Raw genomic sequence first — 17034 nt, 5'->3', positions numbered from 1 at the left:
GTTGCTCGATTGAGCAGTGAGCATAACCGCTGTGGCGCTTATCGGGTCAAGCGAGGCTCTGGTATCCTCGCCGGCATGACTAAATCACTCCCCCTCAGCCTGATCGCAGCCCTCGGTGAAAACCGCGTGATCGGCGTCGACAACAGCATGCCCTGGCACCTGCCGGGGGACTTCAAATACTTCAAGGCCACGACCCTCGGCAAGCCGATCATCATGGGCCGTAAGACCTGGGACTCCCTCGGCCGTCCGCTGCCGGGCCGCTTGAACATCGTGGTCAGCCGTCAGCCGGATCTGCTGCTGGAAGGGGCGGAGGTGTATCCGTCGCTGGAAGCCGCGGTGGTTCGCGCCGAGGAATGGGCGAAAGCGCAGGGTGTCGATGAGTTGATGCTGATTGGCGGCGCGCAGTTGTATGCGCAAGGGCTGGCGCAGGCCGATCGTCTGTATCTGACCCGAGTGGCGCTGAGCCCGGAAGGCGATGCGTGGTTTCCGGAGTTCGATCTGAACCAGTGGAAGCTGGTGTCGAACGTGTCGAATCCGGCTGAGGGCGATAAGCCCGCGTACAACTTCGAAGTCTGGGAAAAAGCTTAAGAGCTTCGCGAGCAAGCCCGCTCCCACATTGGATTTGTGTCGATCACAGATCCAATGTGGGAGCGGGCTTGCTCGCGAAGAGGGCAGGTCAGGCAAAGAAGAATTTAAGCCTGAGCAAGCTCCGCATGCTCATCCGCATCCAGCAGTGCTTTATCGGTCTGCTGCATCACTTGGCTGGTAATCGCACCGGCGGTGATCGAACCACTTACGTTCAACGCCGTACGACCCATGTCGATCAGCGGCTCAACCGAAATCAGCAGCGCCACCAGTGACACCGGCAAGCCCATCGCCGGCAGCACGATCAGTGCCGCGAACGTCGCGCCGCCACCGACCCCGGCCACACCGGCCGAGCTCAGAGTGACAATCGCCACCAGTGTCGCGATCCACAGCGGATCCAGCGGGTTGATGCCGACCGTTGGCGCAACCATCACCGCCAACATCGCCGGGTACAGACCGGCGCAACCGTTCTGGCCGATGGTCGCACCGAACGAGGCGGCGAAACTGGCGATCGACTGCGGAATGCCCAGACGACGGGTCTGCGCTTCGATGCTCAACGGAATGCTCGCCGCGCTGGAGCGGCTGGTGAACGCGAACGTCAGCACCGGCCAGATCTTGCGGAAGAAGCGCAGCGGGTTGATCCCGGCCGCCGACACCAGCAGGCCATGCACCACAAACATCAGGCCCAGGCCGAGGTACGAGACCACGACGAAACTGCCGAGCTTGATGATGTCCTGCAGGTTGGAACCGGCGACCACTTTGGTCATCAGCGCCAGCACGCCGTACGGGGTCAGCTTCATCACCAGACGCACCAGACGCATCACCCAGGCTTGCAGGGTGTCGATGGCGTTGATCACTTTCTGACCTTTCTCGGCATCATCCTTGAGCAGTTGCAGCGCCGCGACCCCGAGGAACGCGGCGAAGATCACCACGCTGATGATCGAGGTCGGCTTGGCGCGGGCCAGGTCGGCGAACGGGTTCTGCGGAATGAACGACAGCAGCAGCTGCGGCACATTCAGGGCGGCGACCTTGCCGGCGTAGTCGGTCTGGATGGTTTGCAGGCGGGCCATTTCCTGCGTGCCGGCGACCAGGCCTTCGGCGGTGAGGCCGAACAGGTTGGTCAGGCCGATACCGATCAGCGCCGCAATCGCGGTGGTGAACAGCAGGGTGCCGATGGTCAGGAAGCTGATCTTGCCCAGCGACGATGCGTTGTGCAGACGCGCAACCGCGCTGAGGATCGAAGCGAACACCAGCGGGATCACGATCATTTGCAGCAACTGCACGTAGCCGTTGCCGACCAGATCGAACCAACCGATCGAGGCTTTCAGTACCGGGTTGCCGGCACCGTAAACGGTGTGAAGGGCAACACCGAAGGCTACGCCCAGCACCAGCGCGAGCAGGACTTTTTTCGCCAGGCTCCACGTCGTGTGGCGGGTTTGCGCCAGACCGAAGAGCAGGGCGAGGAACACCAGCAGATTGAGGATCAGCGGCAGATTCATGAAGACTCCGATAAGACTTGTGCCAGTCGCATTCTTGGGCAACTGCGAACCGGCAAGCCTAACAGTTTGATTTCCAATGAATTAATACCGAAATCGCAGGTTGTCCGTCGTTTTTGGAATAAGCGCTTGTCGTTCTCGGCAATGCAACTGGCGTTGAGGAGACGTAAGCGGTCGCTGACAGACGAGGACTGTCACACTTATTTGTTAGCGTCGATGTCTTTCAGTCAGGGAGAAAACGCCGATGAAGTTCGCACCGAAAATGCTCGCTGTGGTTCTTGGATTGGGCTTGGCCGCTCACGCATTCGCCACCGACCTGAAGCACTGGCCGGCGGATCAGGCCAAGGCACTCGACGCGATGATCGCCGCCAATGCCAACAAGGGTAATTACGCGGTGTTCGACATGGACAACACCAGCTACCGATACGACCTTGAAGAGTCGTTGCTGCCGTTCATGGAAAACAAGGGCCTGATCACCCGCGACAAACTCGACCCCTCGCTGAAACTGATGCCGTTCAAGGACACCGCCGACCATAAGGAAAGCCTGTTCAGTTACTACTATCGCCTGTGCGAAGTCGACGACATGGTCTGCTACCCGTGGGTAGCGCAGGTGTTCTCCGGCTTCACTCTCAAGGAACTCAAGGGCTACGTCGATGAGCTGATGGCGTCGGGCAAACCGGTGCCGGCCACTTACTACGAAGGCGACGTAGTGAAGAACATCGATGTGCAGCCGCCGAAAGTCTTCACCGGCCAGGCCGAGCTGTACAACAAGCTGATGGAGAACGGCATCGAGGTTTACGTGATGACCGCCGCCTCCGAAGAACTGGTGCGCATGGTCGCGGCCGATCCGAAGTACGGTTACAACGTCAAACCGCAGAACGTGATCGGCGTGACCACGTTGCTGAAGAACCGCGAAACCGGCGAGCTGACGACCGCACGCAAGCAGATTACCGCCGGCAAGTATGACGAGAAGGCCAACCTCGGCCTCGAACTGACCCCGTACCTGTGGACCCCGGCAACCTGGATGGCCGGCAAACACGCGGCGATTCTGACTTATATCGACGAGTGGAAAAAACCGGTTCTGGTCGGTGGCGACACCCCAACCAGTGATGGCTACATGCTGTTCCACGATGTCGACGTGGCCAAGGGCGGTATTCACTTGTGGATCAACCGCAAGGACAAGTACATGACCCAGCTCAACGGCATGATGGCCAAGCACGCGGCAGCGCAGGCCAAGGAAGGTTTGTCGGTGACGGCGGACAAGAACTGGGTGATCGTTAAACCCGAGGAAATCCAGTAAGCCCACAATCCTTGTGGGAGCGCAGATTCTGGATGCACTGACAGCCCCCTGTGGGAGCGGGCTTGCTCGCGAAGAGGGAGTGTCAGGCGAGAGATTTTTTGACCGGTAGACCGCTTTCGCGAGCAAGCCCGCTCCCACAGTTTTGATCTTCATTGTTTTTGGATCAGGCAAAAAAATGCCCCGCACTTGGCGGGGCATTTTTATTCGGCGGCTAAAACTTACAGCCCGTCGAGCATCGCCTTGTTACGCACCGCACCCTTGTCGGCGCTGGTCGCCAGCAGGGCGTAGGCCTTCAGGGCGGTGGTCACTTTGCGTGGACGCTGCTCGACCGGTTTCCAGCCTTTCTTGTCCTGTTCGACCCGGCGTGCAGCCAGTTCTTCATCGCTGACCAACAGGTTGATCGAGCGGTTCGGGATGTCGATCAGCACTTTGTCGCCGTCCTGCACCAGACCGATCGCGCCACCGGCCGCAGCCTCTGGCGAAGCGTGGCCGATCGACAGGCCGGAAGTACCGCCAGAGAAACGACCGTCGGTGAGCAACGCACAGGCTTTGCCCAGACCTTTGGACTTCAGGTACGAGGTCGGGTAGAGCATTTCCTGCATGCCCGGGCCGCCTTTCGGGCCTTCGTAGCGAATGATGACGATGTCGCCTTCCTTCACTTCGTCGGCGAGGATGCCGCGCACCGCGCTGTCCTGGCTTTCGAAGATCTTCGCGTTGCCTTCGAAGACGTGGATCGACTCGTCGACGCCGGCGGTTTTCACCACGCAGCCGTCGAGAGCGATGTTGCCGTACAGCACGGCCAGGCCGCCTTCTTTCGAATAGGCGTGTTCGAAGCTGCGGATACAGCCGTTTTCACGGTCGTCATCCAGGGTTTCCCAACGGGTCGACTGGCTGAACGCGGTCTGGGTCGGGATGCCCGCCGGGCCGGCCTTGAAGAAGTGGTGCACGGCTTCATCGGTGGTCTGGGTGATGTCCCACTTGGCGATGGCTTCTTCCATGCTGCGGCTGTGCACGGTCGGCAGGTCGGTGTGCAGCAGGCCGCCACGGGCCAGGGAACCGAGGATGCTGAAGATGCCGCCAGCGCGGTGCACGTCTTCCATGTGGTACTTCTGGATGTTCGGCGCCACTTTGCACAGTTGCGGCACGCTGCGCGAGAGGCGGTCGATGTCGCGCAGGTCGAAATCGATCTCGGCTTCCTGGGCGGCAGCCAGCAGGTGCAGGATGGTGTTGGTCGAACCGCCCATGGCGATGTCGAGCATCATCGCGTTCTCGAACGCCTTGAAGTTGGCGATGTTGCGCGGCAGCACGGACTCGTCGTTTTCGCCGTAGTAGCGCTTGCACAGCTCGACGATGGTGCGGCCGGCCTGCAGGAACAGCTGCTCGCGGTCGCTGTGGGTCGCGAGGGTCGAACCGTTGCCCGGCAGTGCCAGGCCCAGGGCTTCAGTCAGGCAGTTCATCGAGTTGGCGGTGAACATGCCGGAGCACGAACCGCAGGTCGGGCAGGCGCTGCGCTCGTACTCGGCAACCTTCTCGTCAGAAGCGCTGGAGTCGGCGGCGATCACCATGGCGTCGACGAGGTCGAGGCCGTGGGAAGCGAGTTTGGTCTTGCCGGCTTCCATCGGGCCGCCGGAAACGAAGATCACCGGAATGTTCAGGCGCAAAGCGGCCATCAACATGCCCGGGGTGATCTTGTCGCAGTTGGAGATGCAGACGATGGCGTCGGCACAGTGGGCGTTGACCATGTATTCGACAGAGTCGGCGATGATCTCGCGGCTCGGCAGCGAATAGAGCATGCCGTCGTGACCCATGGCGATGCCGTCATCCACGGCGATGGTGTTGAATTCTTTCGCTACGCCACCGGCGCGTTCGATTTCCCGGGCAACCAGTTGACCGAGGTCTTTGAGGTGCACGTGGCCCGGCACGAACTGGGTGAAGGAGTTGGCAATGGCGATGATCGGCTTCTTGAAGTCGTCATCTTTCATCCCGGTGGCGCGCCACAATGCGCGGGCGCCGGCCATGTTGCGGCCGTGGGTGGATGTTTTCGAGCGGTAATCTGGCATGGAGCACTCCGGGCGGCTAATCAGGTATCAAAAGGGAGTGAGCTTCTATTGACGTCTGGAACACTCAGAAATGGCCGTGTGTCCTGGATGTTGCCGATGACTTTGCGGGATCGCCGCTTGCCTCAGCCTGAGCTCATAAACCCGCCGGGGGATGAATGGCGATGAATCAGCCGATTCTACACCGCTGGCGTCTGGAGGGAATGGCGCAAAGTGTTGTTCCAGTGCCGACGGTGCGTATGGCATGACGACCGGCAGGCTCAATCGCTGCCGAAGGGCGTGACCGCGCCGTTCTCGATAATGCTGGCGCGATGGCTGATCCGCTTGTTCAGCGCCAGCGCGATGCAACTGAGCAGGACAAAACAGTAGCCGAGGGTGGCCTGCAGGTTGCCTGGACTCAGGCTGATCAGCGCACTGATCAACCCGCCGCAAATGAAGATGATCGTGCTACCGGCCGAGGCCGAAGTACCGGCGTTCTCCGGAAACAGGCCCATGGCGCGTGAGGTGGCGGCCGGGCGTGCAATGGTGGTGCCGGCGGTGCAGATCAGCATCGGGATCAATACCGTGACGGGCGAGAGTGCGAAGTACTGCGACAGTAATAGCATCACCAGCCCTGCCAGCAGAATCAGGCCCAACCCGGCCACGATCTGTTGCGCAGAGCTGATGCGCCGGCTCAACAGCGTGGCGGCAATCCCGCCGGTCACATACGCCGCACCGTAGATCAGCAGGATCAGTGAGAAGTCATAGGCTGAGAGCTGTAACTGATCCATGAAGATCAACGGCGAAATGACGATGAACGAGAAGTGGCAGGCGAACGCGAAAGCCGAAATCAGCCAGTAGCCGACGAACTCGAAATCCCCCAGCACCCGTCGATAGGCGCTGAGAAAGTTGAGCGGTGTGCCCTTGGCGACTGGCCGACCGCCGTCCAGAAACAGCCAGGCCTTGAGCAACACCACCGCCGCCAGTGCGATGAACAGCCAGAAGCTGCCACGCCAGCCCAGGGTCGCCTGCAGAAAGGTTCCGGCCAGCGGTGATATGGAGATGAAGATCCCGGTGGCGGTCACCATCAGGATCCGCAGGCGATCGCGCTCTGCGCCCTCGAACAGATCCTGCACCAGCGCCTGTGACAGGACGAAACAGCCACAACCGATGGCCTGCACGATGCGAAAAGTCATGAACAGTATGTAGTCACTGGTCATTACGCAGCCGATGGCGCCGAGGATCGAGACAGCCATGCCGGCGAGCAACAAACCCTTGCGCCCGATGACGTCGGACAACGGCCCGATCAGCAGTTGGGCAAAGGCGATGCCCACCGCGAACAGGCTGATCGACAGGGCGATGTCGGTCGGAGTGCTGGCGAAGTGTTCAGCCAGCGCCGGGAACGACGGCAGCAGGACGTCCAGCGGAAACACCCCCAGCAGCACCATGGCCAAAAGCAGGCTGATCGCCCCGCGTCGTTGTCGGGTCGTTACCACCGTTCTTCCTTCAAGCATCGATCAGTCCTGCCTTGGCGAAAAGTTTGCGGTTGTTGGGTAGCGCGAAGAATCCGGCTTTTTCGAGTGCAGCAAGCGTAGCCGTCGCTCCGGATCGGGCACGCTGGCGGCTGGCCTGTTCGTTGGTCAGGCTGTCGAGGATTTCCTTGATTGCACCTTCGCCAATGCCGGCGCGGCGCAGGCTTTGGTGCAGCCATTGCTCGTCGACTTCGAAGAAGGTCGCCAGGGTCTCCAGCAAGGTTCTGGCCGCAAAGGCGCGCTGGCGGCTGTTCAGGGTCAACCAGAGGTAGTGAAAGACCTCGGAAAAAAAACGGCTGTGGCGCGCTTCATCCGCGAGGTGGTCGCGCAGCATGTCGTTCACGCTGCTGACCAGCGTTTCCCGACACACATCCAGCAACTCCCGGGCAATGATGGTTTCGGAGACGAAGCCGAGCAGAAACCATGCCAGCGGGCGTTTGCTCTCCGGCGTTCGGGCGATCTGACCGGTCAGGCGGGTGATGCGCAGCGGCATCTTTGGACGACCGGTGAAACCATGCAGTTCGGCGATCTGTTCGGCCAGATGATGGGAGAACAATGCGTGATAACCCTCGTCGGTATAGAGCTGCAGCGCGGCGGTTTTCATCCTTGACGGAATGTGCGCGGGCAACTCACCGTGGACGATGGTTTCCACGGCGCGGTTGACGATGCGGTGTTCCAGCAGCGTGGTGTAGTCGAGAAAGTGCACCAGGTGGTTGGCAGCCAGCCGATGCATGACCTTGCCGCCTGCGGCTTCGATCGCCGGGTGGGACAGATACGGCAGGAATGCCGGCGGAAACCAGAAGCGGGTTTGCAGTTGCAACTGCAGGTCTGCCGGCAACTGGTAGTCGTGCCGGCTGGTGCGTACCGAAGCGTGGTTGTTCCAGTCGCCGAGGGTGAATCGAAGTGCCCAGGACTCTGGCGCTTCGGGCTGATCCACGGTTGATGTGCTCATTTGCGCGTCTCCTGCAACAGGTCGCGCATTTCCTGACACATCGCCTGACCGTCGCTGGCGCCGCAGCCGACAAAGAACAACGGTTGTTCAGCGCTGCCTTCGAGTTTGAGCAGGGCTTCGACCTGGCGGTCGGCAAATGCCCCGGTCAGCCACGTTCCCAGGCCCAGCGCTGTGGCCACCAGTTGAAAGGTTTGCGACAGATGACCCGCCTCGACAAACGCCATGCGATAGGCGCGTGAGTGTTCATACTTCCACCAGAGCTTGTCGAAACGAGCGGTGATAAACAGACCCAGCGGCAGGTTATTGATGAAGTGCTGACCCGCCAGCAAATGACCCAGCGCGGGGGCGGGCAAAGGATTGACCCGGCTGAGTGCGTGTTCTGCCGGGTGATAGGCGTAGACACCTGGTTCCAGGCCCTCGATATTGCGTGCCAGAAGAAACCCTTCACAGGCATTCAATCCTCCACCCGACGGGCTGCTGCGCCGGGCACCGAGGCCTTCGGCGATGCTCTCGTCGCGGTCATTGTCGCGATGGCGAAGAAAGCCCAGCGAGAGGTACAGCAGTGTACCGACGTCATTGAGGGTGATCGCTGCGCCAGTGAAAGAGCGGCAGGTTTTTCTCAGGCGCAGGACATTGCCCAAGCTGGCAACGGTCAGGGCCGCAGAGGCGGGCAGGGTGATCAGAGGTTTGTCTTGATGGATCGGGCGATCTTGCGCGGGTGCCGGTGTGGTCAGCACGGCGCTGCAATGGTTCAGGTATTGCCTGGACCACTCTTGAATATTCTGGGGTATCTGTTCGCAGGGAATGTTCTGGGTGCCGATATGATAAATCTTCGACAATTCATCCCAGCCCCATGGCGGACTGTCTATTTTTGCAACGGTTAATATGCCCGCGTTCAGAAGTTGTGAGTCTATTATGTTGCGTCTGTCGAACTGTTCCGGGTTATTGATAAGTTGTGAAAGTCGACAAGAGTAAGTCAGGTCAAGTTCATGTTGGGTGTGGTCTTTATAGTTCCAGACTATTTGTCCGGGCGTGCGCGGCAATATGAATAAATAGGGATTGATATGCATGTTGTGTTCATCGCTCTGGAACGGGTCGGAAGAACGCTGGGGTGCCGGCACTCCCCAGCGTTCTGGCTCACTTAGCGGGCTTTAGGTGCAACCAGGAAGGCCAGGTTTGCGATTTGGTTGGTTTCCAGAGTAATTGCTTTCATAAGTATGAACTCCTTGTTCATTGAGAGTGAATGTCACCGTCGTGGTGACAACTTAATAATAGGTTGTAATGAATTATTGGCAAGTGATACTTGGGTAGGAAATTTCTATTAATTTTGTCGGAGTGGGCGTGCTGCAAGGGCAAACTTGTAAGTATTAGATGTTGAAATGTAATGCGCAGGGAAATGTCCTGCATGCATGTAGGAAGTTAGTTGTAGGAAAGAGGAAGAAATTCGACGACATTGCATCGCCGTAAAGCCAACGGGAAGCCCGCAGGCTCCCCGTTTCATGGGCCGATCAGCTGTTAGGCAGCAGGCGGCAGGTGATGCTCTTGATGTAGCGAGTCTCGGCGATGGCCGGGTGTACCGGGTGGTCCGGGCCCTGACCGCCGCGCTCGAGCATCTGGATGTTGCGGTCCAGGTGACGGGCGCTGGTCAGCAGGATGTTCTGCAGATCGTCCTCTGGCAGGTGCATGGAGCACGAAGCGCTGACCAGAATGCCGTCCTTGGTCAGCAGGCGCATGGCTTGCTCGTTCAGACGACGGTAGGCGCCTTCACCGTTCTTCATGTCTTTCTTGCGCTTGATGAACGCTGGCGGGTCGGCAACGATCACGTCGAAACGTTCTTCGCTGGCCTTGAGTTCCTTCAACGCTTCGAAGACGTCGCCTTCGATGCAGGTCATCTTGTCGGCGAAGCCGTTCAGCGCGGCGTTACGCTCGACGCCGTCGAGGGCGAAGCCCGACGCGTCGACGCAGAACACTTCGCTGGCGCCGAACGCCGCAGCCTGCACGCCCCAGCCACCGATGTAGCTATAGAGGTCGAGGACGCGTTTGCCTTTGGCGTAAGGGGCGAGGCGGGCGCGGTTCATGCGGTGGTCGTAGAACCAGCCGGTTTTCTGGCCACCAATGACCGGCGCTTCGAATTTCACGCCGTTCTCTTCCAGGGCCACCCACTCCGGCACCAGACCGAACACGGTTTCGACGTAGCGGTTGAGGCCTTCGGCGTCACGGGCGGCAGAATCGTTCTTGAACAGAATGCCGCTTGGCTTGAGCACTTGGGTCAGTGCAGCGATCACGTCATCTTTATGCGCTTCCATGGTCGCCGAGGCGATCTGCACCACGAGGATGTCGCCGAAACGGTCGACCACCAGACCCGGCAGCAGGTCGGAGTCGCCGTAGACCAGGCGGTAGAACGGCTTGTCGAACAGGCGCTCGCGCAGCGACAGGGCCACGTTCAGGCGGTGCACCAGCAGCGACTTGTCCAGCGCCAGCTTGATGTCGCGCGACAACAGGCGCGCGCAGATCAAGTTGTTCGGGCTCATCGCGACGATGCCCAGCGGCTTGCCGCCGGCGGCTTCGAGGATCGCCTGATCGCCGGCCTTGAAGCCGTGCAGTGGCGTGGCGGCCACATCGATTTCGTTGCTGTAGACCCACAAGTGGCCGTTGCGCAGGCGACGGTCGGCGTTGGCTTTGAGGCGCAGGCTAGGCAGGGACATGACGTCGCTCCGGAAAAAAGAGCGGGAGTATACCGTGTTGCTCGGCCTGATTGGCTGGTGAGTGGACATGTGGCAAGGGGAATCAGTGATGAAGGAATTTATCTGTGGCGAGGGGATTTATCCCCGATCGGCTGCGTAGCAGCCGCAAACCCCAACGCAGTTGTCTGACCGACCGCGTGAATCGATTTGGGACAGCTGCGCTGTCCATCGGGGATAAATCCCCTCGCCACAGATAAATCCCCTCACCACATAAACTCACAAGCCCACAGATCAGGCCGACAGCGCGTCGATCAACTCCTTGTTGAACGCCGGAATATCATCCGGCTGACGGCTGCTGATCAGATGACCGTCCTTGACCACTTCCTTGTCGACCCAGTTGGCCCCGGCATTGACCAGGTCATCCTTGAGTGTCTTGAAACTGGTCATGGTCTTGCCATTGACCAGCCCGGCGGAAATCAGCAGCCAGCCGCCATGGCAGATCACTGCAATCGGTTTGCCGGCGGAGGCGCCGGTCTTGACCAGATGCTGGGCATCCTGATCGATGCGAATGGTGTCGGAGTTCTGCACGCCACCCGGCAGGACGATCGCGTCGTACTGCTCGCTGCTGGCGCCTTGAAAGGTCTGATCGACCTTGAAGTCATCCGCCGGTTTGTCGTGGTTCCAGCCTTTGACCTTGCCGGCCTCGGCCGAAAGGATGTCGACCTGGGCGCCGGCCTGCTCCAGTGCTTGCTTGGGCCCGGTCAGTTCGACCTGTTCGAAACCGTCTGTTACTAAAATGGCGACGCGTTTGCCAGTGAGGGAAGTAGCCATCGATAAGCTCCTGAGTCTGCGGGAAATTACCGCCGAGCCGGTGCTTGATTGTCCGGTCGGCCTTACAAAGTCCGAAGCCTGAGCGTGAATGAAAGTTCCTGACAATTGCCCACTGGTGTGTCGTCCCGCGGTTTTTAGAGGTTAGAATCGCCGCCTGTCCCAGAGTGTGTACTTATGTCCCAAGAGCTGACCACCGAACAGATTCAACAATCCCTGCAAGGCATCAGCGTGCCGGCGCAGCCGCAGATCATGGTGGATCTGCAGATGGAGCAGTACATGCCTGACCCGGACCTGGAGGTGATCGCCAAGCTGATCGCCCAGGACCCAGGCCTGTCCGGTTCTCTGCTGAAAATCGTCAACTCGCCGTATTACGGCCTGAGCAACAAGATCACTTCGATCCAGCGTGCGGTGAATCTGTTGGGCAGCCGTTCGATCATCAACCTGATCAACGCGCAGTCGATCAAGGGCGAGATGAACGATGACACCATCGTCACCCTCAACCGTTTCTGGGACACCGCCCAGGACGTGGCGATGACCTGCCTGACCCTGGCCAAGCGCATCGGCACCCAGGCCGGCGACGAAGCTTATGCCTTGGGGCTGTTCCACGACTGCGGCGTGCCGTTGATGCTGCAGCGCTTCCCCAACTACATGTCGGTACTGGAAAAGGCTTACGCCAATGCCAGCGCCGAATGCCGGGTGGTGGACACCGAGAACGCCGAGTTCAATACCAACCACGCCGTGGTCGGCTACTACACCGCCAAGTCGTGGCGCCTGCCGGAACACGTCAGCACGGCGATCGCCAATCACCACAATGCGCTGGCGATCTTCAGCGACGAATCCTCGCGCAACAGCCAGATGAAGAATCTGCTGGCGATCCTGAAGATGGCCGAGCACATCTGTGCGTCTTATCGGGTGCTGGGCAACCAGACCGAAGACCACGAGTGGAACAGCATCGGCCCGCTGATTCTCGATTACGTGGGCCTGTCGGACTACGATTTCGAAACCCTCAAACAGACGATCCGCGACCTCGGCGCGCATTGATTCGAGAACGCCATGCCTGAATTGCCGGAAGTCGAAACCACCCGCCGGGGCATTGCTCCGCACCTGGAAGGCCAGCGCGTCAGCCGGGTGATCGTGCGGGATCGCCGGCTGCGCTGGCCGATCCCCGAAGACCTCGATGTGCGCCTGTCCGGGCAGCGCATCGTGCTGGTCGAGCGGCGGGCCAAGTATCTGTTGATCAATGCCGAAGTCGGCACGTTGATCAGCCACCTGGGCATGTCGGGCAACTTGCGGCTGGTCGAAGTCGGGTTGCCGGCGCTCAAGCATGAGCACGTCGATATCGAACTGGAATCCGGTCTGGCGTTGCGCTACACCGATCCGCGCCGCTTCGGTGCGATGCTGTGGAGTACCGATCCGCTCAATCACGAACTGCTGATTCGCCTCGGGCCGGAGCCGTTGACCGATCTGTTCGACGGCGAGCGCCTGTTCCAGCTGTCGCGTGGGCGTTCGATGGCGGTGAAGCCGTTCATCATGGACAACGCGGTGGTGGTAGGCGTCGGCAATATTTACGCGACCGAAGCGCTGTTCGCCGCCGGGATCGATCCGCGCCGCGAAGCCAAGAGCATCTCCCGCGCGCGGTATCTGAAGCTGGCGATCGAGATCAAACGCATCCTCGCCGCGGCCATCGAGCGCGGCGGCACCACGTTGCGTGATTTCATCGGCGGTGACGGGCAGCCGGGGTACTTCCAGCAGGAGCTGTTCGTTTATGGCCGTGGCGGTGAGCACTGCAAGGTCTGCGGTACTGGCCTGCGGGAAGTGAAGCTGGGGCAACGGGCCAGTGTGTTCTGCCCACGTTGCCAGACCTGAGGCAAAAATCTGAAAAAGTCCTACGGTCTATAGTGAGTGATCTCACAGTTCAGCCCGAAGGATCGTGCCATGAAGTCCTTGCAAGTCCTGTTTGCCGCACTGCTGCTGTGTTCCAGCCTGGCCGTTCAGGCCGCGGAGCACGGCAGCGGTGATCCGCGCTACACCATCCAGAACCCTCCCGCCTACGCCATGATTGGCGATTTGCTGATTGCCCGACCTTTATTGGTGGTGGCAACGGTGCTGGGTGCGGGGGTGTTTGTAGTGTCATTGCCGTTTACCGCGCTGGGTGGCGGGGTGGGCGATGCGGGGCAGGCGTTGGTGGGGGATCCGGCGAAAGCGGCGTTTATGCGGTGTCTGGGGTGTATTGGGGAAGGGTTTGAGCAGCGCGAGTGAGCTGATCAGGGTTTTGCGCTGTTGCTGATGGCCCTTTTGCGAGCAAGCCCGCTCCCACAGTGAAATGCGTTCCAACTGTGGGAGCGGGCTTGCTCGCGAAAGGGCCCGGAAGAGCGCTACAAAACGTTCAGATCAGGCCTTGCCGGTGATCTTGCGGTACTTCTCCATCAACTGTTCTTCAGTCTCAGGATGCGCCTCGTCCAGCGGAATGCAATCCACCGGGCAGACCTGCTGGCACTGCGGCTCGTCGTAGTGGCCGACGCACTGGGTGCACAGGTTCGGGTCGATCACGTAGATCTCTTCGCCTTGGGAAATCGCGGCGTTCGGGCACTCGGGTTCGCAGACGTCGCAGTTGATGCAATCGTCGGTGATGATCAGGGACATGCTAACTCCAGCCGGGGCGGCAGGCCCGGGCGCAATAAATCAATGCGCGCAATTGTGCCGCATTGGCGCCCGCAGTGCACGCGGGCGCCGTTTGAACGGTCGTTACTTCTTGAAGCGCAGGGTCAGGGCATCGGCCACGGCCGGGTGCACGAACTTGCTGATATCGCCGCCCAGCGCGGCGATTTCCCGCACCAGCGTCGAGGAAATGAACGAATAACGCTCGGACGGGGTGAGAAACAGACTCTCGACGTCCGGGGCCAACTGGCGGTTCATGTTGGCCAGCTGGAATTCGTATTCGAAGTCCGACACCGCACGCAGGCCACGCAGGAACACATTGGCGTTCTGTTCCTTGGCGAAATGCGCCAGCAGCGTCGAGAAGCCGACCACTTCGACGTTGGGCAGGTGTTTGGTGACCTCGCGAGCCAGCTCAACCCGTTGTTCCAGCGGGAACAGCGGGTTTTTCTTCGGGCTGGCGGCGACCGCAATGATCACGTGATCGAACAGGCGCGAGGCGCGTTCGACCAGATCGCCATGCCCTTTGGTAATAGGGTCGAAGGTACCTGGGTACAACACTCGGTTCATCGCGTCGTCCTGGCGGGAGTCCGTTGGGGAGTCGGATGGTATCGCAGCCGTCCCGGTCGGCCAAGTCGCCTGTTGGGTAAGAAAGCACTATAGACGACGCGATAAACCGGTTTTTTCACGGATTTCTCAGCCGATCGGCGAGGGCAGTCGCCAATTGTGCTGTCAGCCCATACACCGACAATTGCGGGTTGGCGCCAATGCTGGTGGGGAACAGCGAGCCGTCGTGAATCGACAGATTGCTCAGTTGATGATGCCGGCCAAGGCTGTCGGTGACTGCGTTTTTCGGGTCTTCACCCATTGCGCAACCGCCCATCACGTGGGCACTGCCCAGCCGCGTGCGATAGAGCTCAAGGCTCAGACCGTCGATCAATTTGCGCGCCTCGGCCAGGGTGTTCACGTAGCGCGCATTGGCGTGCATCGGCATCACGGTTTTGGCGCCGCCGGCAAACTGGATCTCGGCCATGCTGTGAAAGGCGCGGCGCAGGCCCTCCCAGGCATAAGGCGAGACTTGATAGTCGAGCACCGGCGAGCCATCACCGCGCAGTTCGACACTGCCGCCGGGGCTGTCCGGGTGGAAACCGTCGCGCAGCAACGCGAGCATCGCGTGGGTGTGCGGCAGGTCAGCCATGTGTTCGGCGTTCTGCTGGCCGAAGCCGCCGAGCAAGGTCGCGGCCAGCGCCGGTTGCAGCGGTGGCACTTCGAGTTTGTAGCCCATCGGCCCACTGGTGCCGTCCTTCCACTGGAAATGATCCGAGTAGATCGACTGCGGCGCGCCGTAGAACGGATTGATCACTTCGTCGAAACGCCCGGCGGACATGTTCACCAGATGCAGGAACGTGCGTTTGCCGAGGCGCTGATGCGGATCCGGTGCATCCGAGCGCAGCAGCAGTGCCGGGCTGTTGATGCCACCGCCGGCCAGCACGTAATGCCGGGCCTTGACCGTGATGGTATGGCCGGTCGGCGCGACGCAACGCTCGTCCATCGCCACGCATTGCAGGCCAGTGATCTTGTCGCCACTGATCAGCAGTTTTTCCGCGCGGGCCAGGTACAGCAACTCGCCGCCCTTTTCCAGCGTCGCCGGGATGGTCGTGACCAGCATCGACTGCTTGGCGTTGGTCGGGCAGCCCATGCCGCAGTAGCCGATGTTCCAGCAGCCACGCACGTTGCGCGGGATCACGTGCCAGCTGTAGCCGAGCTGTTCGCAGCCCTTGCGGATCACGTCGTTGTTGGCGTTGGGCGGGACCATCCACGGCGCGACGCCAAGACGCTGTTCCATTTTTTCGAACCACGGCGCCATCTCGGCCGGGCTGTGGCCTTTGACGTTGTGCTCCTTGGCCCAGTGCTCGAGGGTCGGCTCGGGCGTGCGGAAACTCGAGGTCCAGTTGATCAGCGTGGTGCCGCCCACCGCACGGCCCTGGAGGATGGTGATCGCGCCGTCCTTGCTCATGCGGCCGATGCCTTCCTGATAGAGGCTGCTGTAGGCCTGGTCTTCGAGCATTTTGAAGTCGGAACTGGTCTTGAGCGGGCCTTCTTCGATCAGCAGCACTTTGTAACCGGCGGCGCTGAGGATTTCTGCCGTGGTGCCGCCACCGGCACCGCTGCCGATGATCGCCACATCGGCTTGCAGCGTCAGGTCGCCGGTCAGCTGGGCGCCGTTGTAGGTTTTCCAGCCACGGGCGAGGCCTTCGCGGAACGGGTCGGGTACGGGCATCGATCAGGTTCTCTTGTTTTTGTTGTTCTTGCGGGCCTCCTCGCGAGCAGGCTCGCTCCCACATTTGCACCGCAGCCCCCTGTGGGAGCGAGCCTGCTCGCGAAGGGCGCGACTCGGTTTCAAACAGTAGGCGGGCCGGGGTAGCCGCAATGGCCCCAGGACTCGGCGCGGGTGTACCAGGCCATCATCACCATCTGCTGCAATGAGCTGTGGCCCATGCGCAGCAGGCTCAATAAACTGTTCTGCCAGCGCTCGAGGAAGTGGCGCATGGCCTCTGGGCTGGCGTTTTCCCAACTGCCCCAGATCCCGGTGAGCGGACCGCGGGTGACGGTCATGCCGAGCACATCGAACAATTGCCGGGTGAGTTTGAGCATTTCCGGCGACAGGTGATCGAGGCTGTAATCCAGCGACTTGAGGGTGCCATCGATGGCACCGGGCATTTTTTCGCTCGCCACGGCGCCTTCGAGCATCACCGGAATCAGTGCGCGCAGAAACAGCAGGTCGCCGTCGCGCAAAGTGACGAAGCCGTTGGCCGCGACACTCGATGAGCAGCCACTGAGGCTGGCGCCGAGGCCGGCGGTGGCGAGAAAAGCCGTGGCGCCGAGGCTGAACTTCAGCAGGCCACGGCGCGACAGGGCAGGTGTTTCGGTCAGGCTTGGGTGCATTGTTGTTATTACCCGGC

Annotated in this window: 16 protein-coding genes; 5 read left to right on the top strand and 11 right to left on the bottom strand. The window is 60.6% G+C overall.

Annotated elements, in window-relative coordinates; genetic code table 11:
• Positions 1–75 precede the first annotated feature (75 nt).
• The gene (locus ACOYXG_RS25365) at positions 76–588 is read left to right on the top strand and encodes a dihydrofolate reductase (protein WP_097088936.1); all 513 of its coding nucleotides are present in this window, start codon (positions 76–78) and stop codon (positions 586–588) included.
• 104 nt (positions 589–692) lie between these two features.
• On the opposite strand, the gene ACOYXG_RS25360 is transcribed toward ACOYXG_RS25365, so the two are convergent.
• On the bottom strand, positions 693–2084 hold the full coding sequence (locus tag ACOYXG_RS25360) for an L-cystine transporter (RefSeq protein ID WP_460354632.1): 1392 nt from the start codon (positions 2082–2084) through the stop codon (positions 693–695).
• A gap of 241 nt (positions 2085–2325) precedes the next feature.
• Here ACOYXG_RS25360 and ACOYXG_RS25355 point away from each other — a divergent pair, with 241 nt between their 5' ends.
• The gene (locus ACOYXG_RS25355; protein ID WP_027610550.1) at positions 2326–3381 is read left to right on the top strand and encodes an HAD family hydrolase; all 1056 of its coding nucleotides are present in this window, start codon (positions 2326–2328) and stop codon (positions 3379–3381) included.
• A 218-nt stretch (positions 3382–3599) separates the two neighbouring features.
• Here the strand turns inward: ACOYXG_RS25355 and ilvD are convergent, their stop codons facing one another.
• The 6 genes from ilvD to ACOYXG_RS25325 all read right to left on the bottom strand — a co-directional run bounded on the left by ilvD (position 3600) and on the right by ACOYXG_RS25325 (position 11416).
• Complete coding sequence (gene ilvD / locus ACOYXG_RS25350) at positions 3600–5441, bottom strand: dihydroxy-acid dehydratase (RefSeq protein WP_007964170.1); 1842 nt, start codon at positions 5439–5441, stop codon at positions 3600–3602.
• Between the two features lie 257 nt (positions 5442–5698).
• Entirely contained in the window at positions 5699–6931 is a 1233-nt protein-coding gene (locus ACOYXG_RS25345; protein ID WP_460354630.1) for an MFS transporter, read from the bottom strand.
• Complete coding sequence (locus tag ACOYXG_RS25340) at positions 6924–7901, bottom strand: diiron oxygenase (RefSeq protein WP_346649896.1); 978 nt, start codon at positions 7899–7901, stop codon at positions 6924–6926. Before ACOYXG_RS25340 ends, ACOYXG_RS25345 begins: the two co-directional genes overlap by 8 nt.
• Positions 7898–8971, bottom strand: coding sequence for a SagB family peptide dehydrogenase (locus ACOYXG_RS25335; RefSeq protein WP_460354626.1), 1074 nt, complete (start codon positions 8969–8971; stop codon positions 7898–7900). Before ACOYXG_RS25335 ends, ACOYXG_RS25340 begins: the two co-directional genes overlap by 4 nt.
• A gap of 438 nt (positions 8972–9409) precedes the next feature.
• On the bottom strand, positions 9410–10606 hold the full coding sequence (locus ACOYXG_RS25330) for a class I SAM-dependent rRNA methyltransferase (RefSeq protein ID WP_047596614.1): 1197 nt from the start codon (positions 10604–10606) through the stop codon (positions 9410–9412).
• A 270-nt stretch (positions 10607–10876) separates the two neighbouring features.
• The gene (locus ACOYXG_RS25325; protein WP_027610555.1) at positions 10877–11416 is read right to left on the bottom strand and encodes a type 1 glutamine amidotransferase domain-containing protein; all 540 of its coding nucleotides are present in this window, start codon (positions 11414–11416) and stop codon (positions 10877–10879) included.
• Between the two features lie 228 nt (positions 11417–11644).
• On the opposite strand from ACOYXG_RS25325, the gene ACOYXG_RS25320 reads away from it, so the two are divergent.
• From ACOYXG_RS25320 to ACOYXG_RS25310, 3 genes are all read left to right on the top strand, one after another.
• On the top strand, positions 11645–12457 hold the full coding sequence (locus ACOYXG_RS25320) for an HDOD domain-containing protein (RefSeq protein WP_171061892.1): 813 nt from the start codon (positions 11645–11647) through the stop codon (positions 12455–12457).
• A gap of 12 nt (positions 12458–12469) precedes the next feature.
• Positions 12470–13282, top strand: coding sequence for a bifunctional DNA-formamidopyrimidine glycosylase/DNA-(apurinic or apyrimidinic site) lyase (gene mutM / locus ACOYXG_RS25315; protein WP_003229159.1), 813 nt, complete (start codon positions 12470–12472; stop codon positions 13280–13282).
• A 69-nt stretch (positions 13283–13351) separates the two neighbouring features.
• Positions 13352–13675, top strand: coding sequence for a multidrug transporter (locus ACOYXG_RS25310; protein ID WP_253150829.1), 324 nt, complete (start codon positions 13352–13354; stop codon positions 13673–13675).
• Between the two features lie 132 nt (positions 13676–13807).
• Here ACOYXG_RS25310 and ACOYXG_RS25305 read toward each other — a convergent pair whose 3' ends face one another.
• The 4 genes from ACOYXG_RS25305 to ACOYXG_RS25290 form a co-directional block, all read right to left on the bottom strand.
• A complete protein-coding gene (locus ACOYXG_RS25305) occupies positions 13808–14059 on the bottom strand; it encodes a YfhL family 4Fe-4S dicluster ferredoxin (protein ID WP_003195146.1) in 252 nt (83 codons plus the stop codon).
• Between the two features lie 102 nt (positions 14060–14161).
• Positions 14162–14641: a pantetheine-phosphate adenylyltransferase gene (gene coaD, locus ACOYXG_RS25300; RefSeq protein WP_003229157.1), complete on the bottom strand. Its 480-nt coding sequence runs from the start codon at positions 14639–14641 to the stop codon at positions 14162–14164.
• Positions 14642–14756: 115 nt separating this feature from the next.
• Positions 14757–16352 (bottom strand): GMC family oxidoreductase, encoded by a 1596-nt coding sequence (locus ACOYXG_RS25295; protein ID WP_460354619.1) that lies wholly within the window; start codon positions 16350–16352, stop codon positions 14757–14759.
• Positions 16353–16471: 119 nt separating this feature from the next.
• On the bottom strand, positions 16472–17017 hold the full coding sequence (locus ACOYXG_RS25290; protein WP_460354616.1) for a twin-arginine translocation pathway signal protein: 546 nt from the start codon (positions 17015–17017) through the stop codon (positions 16472–16474).
• Positions 17018–17034 lie beyond the last annotated feature (17 nt).

Source organism: Pseudomonas sp. G3-39 (genome assembly GCF_054790485.1).
Note: the sequence above shows the minus strand (reverse complement) of the source record. Positions and strands in the feature narration are given on the sequence as shown.